Below are 12615 nucleotides of genomic sequence, written 5' to 3'. Positions count from 1 at the left end.
AGTTTCGAGACCCTCGGGCTTCGGCGTGTTCTTGACGATCGGCCCCAGGAGACCAAACCGGCGAACCCGCCTATCCCGGTCTTTCGCCCACGTCCCTGAACCATTCAGAGGCGAAGACGAAAAACAGCGACCGGGAACGTCCCGACGCACCTTCACCATACGAATGCCGGGTGGCCGATCAACCGAGATCACGCCGCCGCGAGGTCCGAGGGGGTGCTTTGAAACCCGGTGTTGCAGGCGCGCCACGCTTTGAGGGTCGAAATTTACTCGCCGTTAACCGCGCGCCCCGGCTGGGCATGTCCTGCAGGCAAAAGGCGGCAGAATCACGGCCTGTTCGAATCGGAATGGGCGACTCAAGCCACAGCCATCCGGAACGGCGCGCTGGCGCCAGTCAGTATTCCCACTCGGCGCCGACGCCGACGGCAGCGCTGCCATCCGCGCCGGTCTCGGCCTGGATGCGAAGCCGCTTCGTTACATCGATGCCGATCGAGACGCCGCTATCCTCGGGCTTGGCGCCGGCCTTGATTCCGATCGAGACGTTGTCGCCGATATAGCGGGAGACACCGACGGTAGGTCCGCCGGCACCCATCTGGATGTCGAGATTGTCGACGCCGAGCGACTTGCGCAGCTTCTCAAAGGCATCGTCGCCACCGGTCCCCGCGAATTGCGCGGCCGTCTGCGCCAGCTGAAGGGCCTGGAACGGCGAGAGCGAGCCGGAGGCACGGGCAAAGAGCAGACGCGACAGCACCTCGTCCTGCGGCAGCTCGGGCTGGGAGGTGAAGGCGAAGGCGGGCTGGTCCGCCGGCCCGGTGACGAGGATTCGCGCGGTCACGTCCGAGGCGCGGGTCTCGGCGACGAAATCGAGCTCCGGAATCACGCCACCCGTGAAGGTCAGGCGGCCGCGACTGAAATCGAGCCGCTGGCTCGCGACCGACAAGCGGCCGCGCCTGAGATCGAAGCCGCCATCGAGCACGGGGGCCGAAAGCGTGCCGCCGACGCGCAACTCGCCGCCAAGCTCAGCGTCGATCCCGCGTCCACGGATGAAGACGCGGTTCGGCGCAGAGATGGTGACGGCGAGTGCGGCATCGAAGGCAGGCGCCGCTCGTCCGCCTTTGCCGGCGCTGCGCGCCGCCTTGCGTTGCGCGGCAATCCGCACCGCCGCAGCGCCCTTCGCATTGACGTGACGAATTCCGTCGACGGGACGCAAGGAAGCCGGCAACCGATCCGGCACCGCGACGTCAAGCGAGATGATATCGACACGCCCATCGACGCGCGGGCGCTGCGCCAGGGGACCGCCGATCGCGAGATTGAGGTCGGCGACCGATGTCACGATGCCGTTCGAGACAAGCTGGGCACGGCGTCCCTCGATTTTGATCTCTCCCGGGAAACCGGCGGCAGGGTCGACGCGGACCTGGCCTGACGCCGACAACGTGCCGCCATTGGCCGCGCGGGCAACCGCGCGTTCAATCCGCAGATTGTCGCCATTGGCGGCAATGCGCGCTTCGATCCCGGTCAACCGCACGCCCTGGAGAGCGTCGGTGAAACTGCCATTGGCGAGGGTCGCAACGCCGTTCAGTTCGGGCGCTGCCGCCGTGCCACCGGCCCGCAGGTCGAGCGTCACTGTGCCGGTCAGCCGCTGCCCCTGCGCCGCGAGCAGCGCATTGGCGAGAGCAGCGTCGAGCTTGCCCTGAATGGTGAGAGCGAGCGCGCCGCTTGCGCTCAGGGGCGCCGTGCCGCGAACCGCGAGATTCGCGCCGCGGCCGGCCGTCAGCGTCGCTTCGACGCTGGTCTGCCGGCCGGAGAATTGACCGTTGCCGCTGATCTCGACCGGAGGCAGGCCGGCGCTCCGGGTTTCGGGAGTCACCAGCCGCGCGATCCGGATCTGCCAGGGACCGGCGAGATCATCCGGCTTGCCGGACATCTGCGCCTCGGCGTTCAAGGTGCCGGACAGATCGAGCTTCGGGGCCAGCAGCTTGACCGCCGAAAGCGGGATGTCCTTCGCATTCACGCGCAGATCGAGCGTCTCGCCCGCCCGGCCATCAAGGCTGAGCCGGCCGGCGTCGATGGCGAGCACCAGCTTCGAGATCTCGACACCGCCAGTGGGGAAACTCAGCGAAGCGGGGTTGGCCAGCGTGATGCGTTTGCCCTCGCGCCGGGCATCGAAGGAGGCGATGTCGAGCCGCAGCGGATCGCCGGGAACAAGCTGGCCAGCGCCATTGAGCGTGAAGCCCCGGGCATTGGCGCTGAGGGTGAAGGCGCTCGCATCCGGCCCGCCCTTCGAATCGAAGCGGATCGCGTTGATCGCCTCGCCAGAGATCACCGCGCGATCGATGGCGATCGCAGCGTCGATCGCCGGGCGGCCATGGAGATCCGTGGCACCGACGCTGGCATCGAGCTTGTCGAGCGAAACCCCGGCGGCATTGATGCGCGTGCCCTTGGCTTTCAGGTCCAGGTTCTGCCGCCCCTCGACAAGAGCGAGCGTGAGGTCCGCATCGAGCTGTCCGCCGAGCCTGGTGAGGGCCAGAGCCGAGAGATCGTCGAGATTGCGCGCGGCGAGCGTCAGCCGACCGGCTGCGCGCCTGGCCTGGTCGAGCGTGACCGCGCCGGTCAGCTTCACCGAGCCGATGGCGAGATCGAGCTTCGACAGGTCCCAGGCATCATCGGGCAGGCGTGCAAATTGCAGCGTGCCGGTCGCGGGCTTGCCCTCGATCTCACCCGCGAGCGTCGCCCGCGTCTCGAGCGCACCCTGCAGGTCGCGGATCACGGCATCGAGCGACAGCCGCGGGATCGGACGACCGAGCGCGCTCGCATTCGTCACCGCGATCCGTGCCGAGGCATCGAGCTTGTCCTGCGGTCCGGTAAGCTGTGCCGTGACCTCGCCCTTGCCGGAGAGGCGTGGATCGGCTCGCTTCAGGTCAGGCAGGGTGATGGCAGCCCGCAGATCCGAGCGCTCGCGGCCGATGCCGCCATCGGCCGTGAGGGCGACATGCTGCCCGGCGAGACGAAGACCACTGACATTCACGCCGCCGTCAGCGAGTGTCCCGACGCGCCCGGCCAGCGTCAGATTGCCGGCGAGCAGCCGGTCGAGCGCCGCCTCCCCGGTCCCGATCTGATCGCCACGGCCATCGAGGCTCGCGGAATAGATGTTCTGGCGCGGCACCGCATCGAGATCGGCGCCGAGCTGTGCCTTGCCTGAAAGCTTGCGGCCGGTAAGCCCGCTGAGGCGCGAGAGATCGGGCAGGACTGCGCGAGCCTGCCCCAGGATGCGGGCCTTGCCGAGCTGCCCCTTGTAGTCGAGTTCCACGCCGGACATCGCGAGCCGCAACGTCTCGAAATCGGCACTCCCCTCGCCCCGCCCTGTCCCGCGCAGCGTGAAGACGATGCGGTCGCCGACGACGCGGGCGAACCTGGGATCGGCTAGCGCCACGCCCGTCGCCTCGCCGTCCGAGACTAGCGCGATGCGCGTGTCGGCATTGCCGATCGATCCGTTCGGCGTCGCGGTGAACCGCGCCACGAGCTTGCCAAGACGACCGGTCGGCAGGCGCAGATCCTGAGCGTCGAGCGAGGCGACGACGCGCGGCCCGTTCACCGGGCCATTGACGGTGGCATCCAGGGCGAGCTTGCCGATCTCGGTGCCGGCGGCAACAGTGCGGCCATTGGCATTGGGCACGGCTGCGGCCGTGACGCGAATATCGAGATTCTTGTCCGCCCCGTAGCGGCCGACGACATCGAGGCGCGCCAGCGCCGAAACGAGCGCGATGTTGCGCAGGTCGACGGCACCGTCATCGACGAAGCCGACCGTGCCGTCGAGACGGGTCGAGCCGGCAAAGACCGGTGCGGCCGGCGCCGGCATCAGCCCTTCGATACGGGCATCGAGGGCCAGGGCCAGGTCACGGCCAGTACCGACGCGCGAGAGATTGGCCGAGCCCTGCGCCCCAATGGTCGGGCCGGCCGTGAAGGTCAGGGTCGAGCGGAAGGCGTCGAGCGGGCCATCGCCATTGAGGTCGAGCTTGACCGGCGGCTGGTCCGGGAGATTGGCGACACGCGCGATCAGGCCGCCCTGCGGCTCGTCGACCTTGGCGGCGATCTGCAGGCGCGTAGTCTGCGGCACGAAACCGAGCCTGAGCGTGAACTCGCCCGGCGCGTCGAGCCGGCGCGCCTCGAGACGCAGCGAAAGCCCTTCGGATGGAGCGCCAAGCGATGCTGCTCCGGTTGCGCCCAGGCGGGCCGGAACGCCGACGATCGGGGCGCCCAGCGACAACTCATTGAGCTGGAAGGCGGTGATGTTCACCTTGACCGGCAGCTCCGGCAGAAGCGGCTGGTCGCTGGTCGGCGCTGCCGCCGGGTCGGCAATCGGCTTGCGCAAGATCTCGAGCGTGCCGATCTCGAGCCGGTCGACCTCGAGCCTGCCGAGCAGCAGGGCCGTGCGGGTCCAGATCAGCCGTACGCGGTCGACCCTCAGCCAGGCGCCGTCGCGATCGGAGAGAACCACATCACGGATCGTCGCGTCGGAGGACAGCGCGCCATCGACCGCCCCAATCGAGACCTGGCTGTTCGGTGTCGACAGGGCGCGCGAGATCAGGTCGGCCAGAACCCCGCGATCATTCTGCGCGTTCTGAGCGAAACCGCCGAAGCGGGCCGAGACGACCAGCCCCACCACCAGCAGCAGGGCCAGAAGCGCCAGGCGCGAAAGGGTGAGCCGGTTGCCCATCAGAAGGCCTGCCCGATGCTGATATAGACCGCGACCGGCTTGTCGCCCTTGCGCGGATTGAGCGGCGCAGCGACGTCGAAGCGGATCGGGCCGATCGGCGTATAATAGCGCAACCCGAGACCAGCCGACATCCGTAGCGTCTGGTTGAAGGCGGGGAAACTCTCCTCGAATGCCGTGCCGACGTCGAAGAACGGCACGATGCCGATGGTGTTGGTGATCTTGATCCGCGCCTCGACCGAGGCTTCGAACAGGCTGCGTCCGCCGATCAGCTGGTTGTACGGGCCAAGGGGCGACAGCGTACGATAGGCGTAGCCGCGCACCGAACCGCCGCCGCCTGCGTAGAAGCGCCGCGTCGACGGGATCTCGTCGAGCGCCGCGCCGGCCACGGAGCCGAAGCCGATGCGCCCAGCCAGCACATAACGGGCCTCCTCATCGAGCGCGTAATAGCCGGAGATCGCGCCCTTGGTCTGGACGATGCCGACCGTCGATCCCATGAAGGTCGGATATGCCGCCACGGAGGCGGTGAGGCGGACACCGCGCGTCGGATCGAGCAGGCTGTCGGTCGTGTCGTATCGGACAGAAAGCGGGATTCCGACAAGGGTGTAGGTGATCTGACCAAGCACATCGCTGGTCTGGCCGCGCTCGACCTCCAGGCCGGCCTGGACCGAGAAGGTGTCGCTGAAACGCCGGCGAATGCTGCTGGTGACATTGGCGTAGCGGGCGGTATAGCCGCCATAGCGATTGGTGCCGACGCGCTCGCGCGTCGCGACGCCGTCGACCAGCAGGTCGTAGCGGGTTCCGTTCAGCGCCGGCTTCATGAAGCTGAACGCAAAGCGCCCGCCAAGGTCGGACTGCTCGAAATCGCCAAATCTCTGGATCGTGGTCCCGTTGATCCGCGGGGCGAGAAAGAGATCGCCCTCGAGCCTGAGCCGCTCGGCACCGCCGAGCAGGTTGCGGTGCTCCCAATAGGTCCTGACCGCCGGACCATCGATGGTGGAAAAGCGGCTGGAAAAGCCGATCAGCCGCTTCGGCCGCTCCGTGATGTCGACAAAGATCGGCAGGTTGCCATTGGCGTCGAGCCGGTCGGCCTCGCGGATACGGGCGGAGCCGATGGCCGGAATTGAGGTGATCGATTTGCGCGTGTCGGCCAGCGCCTTGGGCGAATAGGGGTCGCCCGGCTCCAGATAGATGAAGGAGCGAACGACATGCGGCGGGACATCGACCGTGCCCTCGATCCCGACATCGCCGAAACCGGCGACCGGCCCGGGCTCGACGACATAGGTCACATCCATGATCTTCGCCGCATGATCGACGACCGGGCGTAGCGCGACCACCCTGGCGAGCGGGCGCGACTGGTTGCGCAGGTGATCGACCAGAGATGACTGCGCCGAACGCAAGGCGGCCGAAGTCGCGGGGTCGCCCGATTTCAGGCGCGCGACCTTGTGGGGATCGGCAATGGCACCGCCCCCGCCCTTGCCCTGCTCGACGACCTCGACATTGCGCAGGCTGAAGAGCGGGCCGGTCACAACCCGCACGGTGACCGGCGCCGGGGCCCGGTTGCGATAGGCTTCAAGCGCGCGCACCAGCGCCGGGCCGGGCTCGTTGCCGAGGCGCAGACCGTTACCGTCGACCGCGATCGTCACATCCGCATTGAAATAGCCCTGCGACCAGAGGGCATCGATCAGCGGGTTGAGATCGGCGACCATGCGCCGGGCCAGGGTCTCGCCATCGGGCGGCGCATCCTGCCTGAGCCGGTAAAGCAGCGAGGCGTCGCGCAGCGTCTGCGTCAGGGCCTTGGCATCGGTGGCCCCGCTGACGTCGAACTCGAGCTGATAGGGCAGCGTCGTGCTGCTGACCGCAGGCGGCTTATCCGAGGAGCCGAACAAGCCGAATATGTCGAGCGAGGAGAGGTCGAAAGCCTCGGCGGGTACCGGCTGGATGGCAAGCATAGCGGCGAAAGCGTAACCGCCTCCGCCTGCAACCCCGCGCACCCTACGCCGCAAACCCCGCATCATTCCTCCAACGCAACACTATCAAGACCAATAGAATGAGATGATTTTGTGGTCATGCCTCGTCATGACCACAATTCTGCTCGTCAAAGCTGTCCCTGGCGCGCCTGCAGCCCGCGATAATTGCCTCGGGCCGCGCGGCGAAAGCGGGCTCGATTGCAAGCTGCCTCGTCCTGCCGGGCGGTCCCGACGTCAGGCGAGCGCGAAAGAAATCGCAGCCAGCGGATCGAGCCTGACGATGACCGGGCCGAGATTGGGCGCCAGAACGCCGCCGCAAAGGCTGCCGGTGGTGATGATCTGGCCGGCCACGAGGCCGCCAAGCGCACTCTCGGTCTCACGATTGGCCCAGGCCAGCACCGGGGTCAGCGGGTCGCCATTGGCGTGGTGAGCAGGCTTGTCATAGAGCACGTCGCCGTCGAGTTCGACCGTGCAGGTGAGATCGGCGATCTCGTCGAAGACCTCGAAGGGAACGTCCTGGCCGATCAGATAGCCGCCATGGCCCATCGCATCGGCCAACCAGAGCGGGAATGGAACATGGGTCCAGTCGGCGATACGGCTTTCGATGATCTCGATGCCGACGAAGGCGCTGTGGCAATGCTCCAGAAGTTCGGCCCGGCTATAGGGTTTGCCAGGACGGCGCGGCATGTCGCGCCCGAGTCGGATCGCGAGCTCGACCTCGAGCCGCAGCTCGGCTCCGGGCACCGAGCGATAGGTATCGCCAGGCTTCAGGAACGGCCCGGGCATCAGTCCGACGAGCCCGCGCCCATCCGTGATCGAGACCTTCCAGCCGAGATGCGCATAGCCCATGTCGCTGCTGACATCGGCCTGCACGGCCAGAGCCGCTTCGAGATCGGCCGGAACGGGAAGCGTCTCGATGTCGACGAGGCTGCGGCTGCGGCGCGCCCGGACGAAGGCTTCACGCAAGGAGGTTTCGGTCGTCGTCGGCATGCGTCTCGCCCCTATCAGTCTGAGCCTGTGGATGTGCATGGTGCACAGGAGGCCCGGTGATTGCCAAGCTGCTACAGCAGCACGGCGCCCTTGAACAAGATGCGCCTCAGCAGCGCCCCTGATCCTTCACCTCCTGCCGGATCATGACCGGAGGTTGCTCCATCAGATCAGACGAACATGAATCGAAGGAGAACGTCATGAGCCCATCGTCCAATGACCGGCGCATCGACTATGTCGAGTTCGTCGTTTCCGATCTCGGCCGGGCGCGCGCCTTCTACGAGAAGGCCTTCGGCTGGACGATGACCGATTATGGGCCGGAATACTGCGCCTTCACTGACGGCCGTCTCGAAGGCGGGTTCACCACCCAGGGCACGCCGCAACCGGGCGGCCCGCTGATCATCCTCTATGCCGATGATCTTCCCGCGTCACAGGCGCAGGTCGAAGCCGCAGGCGGGCGCATCGTCAAGCCGGCCTTCGATTTCCCCGGCGGGCGGCGTTTTCACTTCGCCGATCCGGACGGCTACGAGCTTGCGGTCTGGACGAAGGCATATGCGCCTTCGTCCAAAATCCCGGGCAAGACGCCGCGTTTCATGCTAGGGTTGCTCCTGCAAATGTGGAGGCAACCCATGCGTGCCATCGAGCAGTTGCTGTCGGCCTATATCACCTGGCTGTCCCGGGCGTTCCAGGTGACGCCGGAATTCATCACGAGAGACCGTCGCGGCAACCTGCCGCCGCCGTCCGGCGGCATCGGGTCCTATTGACCCGACGCTGATCCTCTCCCGGCGGGCGCCAGCCGCGGCGCGCCGCCTCATTTCCCCCAGCGCAGCGCCAGCGGGTCGAGTTCGCGCGCCAACTCGATCAGGCCCTCGCGGGTCTTCGGGTGCAGCGGGGTCAGCGGGTGGCGGACGGCTTCGCTCCTGATCACGCCGCCCTCCTTCATCACCGCCTTGGCCGAGCGCAGGCCGCATTGGCGGTTCTCGTAATTGATGATCGGCAGCACGTCGCGATAGAGCGCCGCCGCCGTCTTGCGATCGCCCGAGGCATGCGCGGTCAGGATCGGCTTGATCAGGTCGGGGATCATGGCACTGGTCATCGTGCCGGTCGCGCCGGCATCGAGATCGGCCATCAGCGTGATCGCCTCCTCGCCATCGAACGGGCCGACGACGGCCTCGCCGCCCGCCTCGATCAGGGCCCGCAGCTTGTTCGCCGTGCCGGGAACCTCGATCTTGAAATAGCGGACGAGCGGGACCTCCTTCGCCAGCCGCACCATGAAGGGAACCGTCATGGTGACGCCGGAGAGCGGCGCGTCCTGCAGGATGACCGGAAGGCCGCAGGCATCGGTGACATGCTTGAAATGCTCGATCATGCCCTGCTCGTCGGCCTTGAGCAGCGCGCCGTGATAGGGCGGCATCATCATCAGCATCTTCGCGCCGGCATCCGCCGCGGCCTTGGCGCGCTGCGCCGCGATCCGGGTCGAGAAATGCGAGGTCGTGACGATCACCGGCACGCGGCCGGCGACCTGCTCGATCGAGAGGCGCATGACCTGGTCGCGCTCCTCGTCGGTGAGCAGGAACTGCTCGGAGAAATTGGCCAGGATACAGATACCGTCGACGCCCTGATCGACCATCAGGTCCATGACACGCCTGTTGCCCTCGATGTCGAGGTCGCCGTTGTCGTGGAAGATCGTCGGAGCGATCGGCAGAATGCCCTTATAGGGTTCGGTCATGGTCGGACTCTGTTTTCGCGGAGATACGGAGGATCGAGGCAACGGTCAGGCCGGGCGCGTGGCGCGGCCGCCCTTGAGACGACGCAGGCCTGAGCCGAGCAGCGGCATGACCAGGAGCAGGACACCGATCGACATCAGGGTCGAGACCAGCGGGTTCGACCAGAAGATCGAGAGCGACCCTTGTGAGAAGATCATCGATTGCCGGAAGGCATCCTCGGCCTTGTCGCCGATGACCATGGCGAGCACCAGCGGCGCGATCGGATAATCGAGCTTCTTGAAGAGGTAGCCGACGATCCCGAAGATCAGCGCCAGCCAGATGTCGAATTCCTTGCTGGCAACGGTGAAGGCACCGATGAAGCAGATGATCACGATCAGCGGCCCGACGATCGAGAACGGGATGCGCAGGATCGAGGCGAAGAGCGGCACGGTCGCCAGCACGACGATGACCGCGACGACATTGCCGAGATACATCGAGGCGATCAGGCCCCAGACGAAATCCGGGCGCTCGACGAAGAGCATCGGGCCGGGATTGAGCCCCCAGATCATCAAGCCGCCCATCATCACGGCGGCCGTCGCCGAGCCGGGAATGCCAAGCGCGAGCATTGGCAGCATCGCGGCCGAACCGGCCGCGTGGTCGGCGGTCTCGGGCGCGATCACGCCCTCGGGCTCGCCCTTGCCGAACTTCTCGGGATTGCGCGAGGAGCGCTTGGCCATGGCATAGCTCATGAAGGAGGCCGCGGTCGGGCCTCCAGGCGTGATCCCCATCCAGATGCCGATGACGCTGGAGCGCAGCAGCGCCAGCCAGTAGCGCGGCAGCTTGGCTGCGGTCTTCAGAACGTCGGTCATCCTGACCTTGGCGTGGACACCGTCGAACTTCAGGCCCTCCTCCATGGTCAGCAGCAATTCGCCGATGCCGAACAGCCCGATGACGGCGATGAGAAAGCTGACGCCGGCGAGCAGCACGTCGAGATCATAGGTCAGCCGGACGCTGCCGGAGACCGAGTCCATACCAACCGAGGCGAGCGCAAAGCCGACACCCATCGAGACGATGGCCTTCAAGGGGGTGGCGCCACCAAGGCCGATGAAGCTCGCAAAGGTCATGAAATAGACCGCGAAATACTCGGGCGAGGAGAATTTCAGCGCGAATTTGGCAACCCAGCCGGAGAGCAGCGTGATCAGGATGACGCCCGCCATCGCGCCGAAGCCGGCGGAGAGGAACGCGAATGACAAGGCTTCGGTCGCCCTGCCCTGCTTGGCCATCGGGTGACCGTCGAATGTGGTTGCGACGGAGGATGGTTCGCCCGGGATGTTGAACAGGATCGAGGTGGTCGAGCCACCGAAAAGCGCGCCCCAGTAGAGCGAGGTCAGCAGGATGATCGCGGAGACCGGATCCATGGAGAAGGTCAGCGGCAGCATCAGCGACACGCCGTTGGGCGCGCCGAGGCCGGGCAGGACACCAACCAGGATGCCGAGCAGGACGCCCGCCATCATCAGCAGGATGTGGTGAGTGGTGAGCGCGACCGAGAAGCCGTGCATCAGGGAGGCGACATTATCCATGAGGCGGCACCGATCCGGAAAGGGAGATGATCACAGGCCGAGGAAAGACTCGAGCGGCCCCTTGAGCAGGCCGATCTGGAAGAACTTTTCGAGCGCGAGATAGAACAGCACGGCCGTCACGAAGGCGGTGCCGAGCGAGGCGAACCAGCTGTAGCGACCCTGGAAGCGCATGGTGAAGACGAGATAGAGGATGGTCGCGACATACATGCCGAGCGTGACGCTCAGCACGGCGAAGGCCAGCATCGGCAGGAAGAAGGCGGCAACGCGCTTGCCCTGCTCGCGATCGAGAAAGACGTCCTGCAGATTGCCGCTTCCGGCAAAGCGCTTGCTCAGCGTCAGCACCAAGGTGCCGAGGCTCGCGGCCGCGACAAGCAGACCGGTATAGAAGGGGAAGGCGCCCGGCTGTGGCCCGGACGAATCCCAGCCGACGCCGAAGTCCAGTGCACCATAGACGATGCCGAGCCCGAAGATCATCGTGACCACGGCCATGGCGGATTCAGCCCAGAAGCGGGTGATCATCGCAGCCTCCTCCAGCGAACGGCTTCAGGCCGTCTCTTCACATTCAACGCGCCTGTCCCGGTCCTGTCGAAGGCGCCGGGTCAGGAAACGACCTGCCGCCGGCCGGCCCGTGGGCCGGCCGGCGGCAGGGAACCGTCTTACTTGACGACCCAGCCTTCGGCTTCGAAGGTCTTCTTGTTCGCGGCTTCGTCCTTGGCGACGAAATCGGCGAATTCCTTGCCCTTCATGAAGCGGCCGGTCTGCGAGGTGCGGGTGATGAATTCCTGCCACTCGGGCGTCTTGCTGACCTTCTCCATGATGTCGGCGTAGTAAGCGACCGCATCGGCGGGAACTTCGGCCGGCAGCCAGACCGTGCGCGGCATCTGGAAGGTCTCGAGCGGGAGGCCAGCCTCCTTGCAGGTCGGGATATCGCCCCAGCCCTTGCCCTCGAAGACCGCCTCGCCCTTGGCGAGACGGACCGGGCTGAACACGCAGAGCGGCTTCACCTGGCCGGCCTTCCACTGGCCGATATTCTCGTTGGGGTTGTTGACGTTGGAGTCGATGTGACCACCTGCGAGCTGCACGGCGGCTGCGCTGCCGCCCTGGAACGGCACGTAGATCCACTTCACGCCAGCGGCTTCCTGGATCATCGAGGTCAGCGTCTGGTCGGTATCCTTCGACTGGCTGCCGCCCATCTTGAGCGAGCCGGGCTTGGCCTTGACCGCATCGATATAGCTCTTGGCATCGGCATAGGGAGCCTGGCCGTTGACCCAGAGGATGAACTCGTCCAGCGCCAGCGCCGAGACCGGCGTCAGATCCGAGAGCTTGTAGCCGAGCTTGGCGACGTAAGGCAGCAGATAGGCGTTATTGGTGCCGAAGATGACGCGATGGGGGTCGCCCTTGCCGGCGCGGCCATGGATGTAGCCTTCAGCGCCGCTGCCGCCACCCTTGTTCACCACCACGATCGGCTGGTCGAAGAGCTTGTGCTTGGTGATGATCGACTGGATGACGCGGGCAAAATTGTCGGTGCCGCCGCCGGCGCCCGAGGTGACCACGAATTCCACCGGCTTGGTGGGCTGCCAGGCCTGCGCGGCGGTTGCACCGGCCAGGCTGAACGCGACCGCAATACCAACCGCAATGCTCGTMTTTTTCATTCGTTTCTCCCT

The 12615-nt window shown here is 66.3% G+C and carries 7 protein-coding genes and 1 pseudogene; 1 reads left to right on the top strand and 7 read right to left on the bottom strand.

What is annotated here, in order from left to right; translation table 11 throughout:
• Positions 1–391: 391 nt before the first annotated feature.
• The 3 genes from AC1DGP_RS27180 to AC1DGP_RS27170 all read right to left on the bottom strand — a co-directional run bounded on the left by AC1DGP_RS27180 (position 392) and on the right by AC1DGP_RS27170 (position 7668).
• Complete coding sequence (locus AC1DGP_RS27180) at positions 392–4711, bottom strand: translocation/assembly module TamB domain-containing protein (RefSeq protein ID WP_476832715.1); 4320 nt, start codon at positions 4709–4711, stop codon at positions 392–394.
• Positions 4711–6660, bottom strand: a complete 1950-nt coding sequence (locus AC1DGP_RS27175; protein WP_476832714.1) for an autotransporter assembly complex protein TamA — start codon at positions 6658–6660, stop codon at positions 4711–4713. The genes AC1DGP_RS27180 and AC1DGP_RS27175 overlap by 1 nt, the downstream gene beginning before the upstream one ends.
• Positions 6661–6912: 252 nt before the next feature.
• Positions 6913–7668, bottom strand: a complete 756-nt coding sequence (locus AC1DGP_RS27170) for a fumarylacetoacetate hydrolase family protein (RefSeq protein WP_441504781.1) — start codon at positions 7666–7668, stop codon at positions 6913–6915.
• A gap of 197 nt (positions 7669–7865) precedes the next feature.
• Between AC1DGP_RS27170 and AC1DGP_RS27165 the strand changes: the two are divergent.
• A pseudogene (locus tag AC1DGP_RS27165) lies at positions 7866–8210 on the top strand (VOC family protein); the annotation flags it as partial.
• Positions 8211–8476: 266 nt separating this feature from the next.
• On the opposite strand, the gene AC1DGP_RS27160 reads toward AC1DGP_RS27165, so the two are convergent.
• From AC1DGP_RS27160 to AC1DGP_RS27145, 4 genes are all read right to left on the bottom strand, one after another.
• Complete coding sequence (locus AC1DGP_RS27160; RefSeq protein ID WP_441488741.1) at positions 8477–9394, bottom strand: dihydrodipicolinate synthase family protein; 918 nt, start codon at positions 9392–9394, stop codon at positions 8477–8479.
• A 45-nt stretch (positions 9395–9439) separates the two neighbouring features.
• Positions 9440–10951: a tripartite tricarboxylate transporter permease gene (locus tag AC1DGP_RS27155; RefSeq protein WP_441504783.1), complete on the bottom strand. Its 1512-nt coding sequence runs from the start codon at positions 10949–10951 to the stop codon at positions 9440–9442.
• A 30-nt stretch (positions 10952–10981) separates the two neighbouring features.
• Entirely contained in the window at positions 10982–11470 is a 489-nt protein-coding gene (locus AC1DGP_RS27150) for a tripartite tricarboxylate transporter TctB family protein (RefSeq protein ID WP_476832713.1), read from the bottom strand.
• Positions 11471–11607: 137 nt separating this feature from the next.
• The gene (locus AC1DGP_RS27145) at positions 11608–12603 is read right to left on the bottom strand and encodes a Bug family tripartite tricarboxylate transporter substrate binding protein (protein ID WP_476832712.1); all 996 of its coding nucleotides are present in this window, start codon (positions 12601–12603) and stop codon (positions 11608–11610) included.
• Positions 12604–12615 lie beyond the last annotated feature (12 nt).

Source organism: Allobosea sp. 05T433 (genome assembly GCF_056396065.1).
Note: the sequence above shows the minus strand (reverse complement) of the source record. Positions and strands in the feature narration are given on the sequence as shown.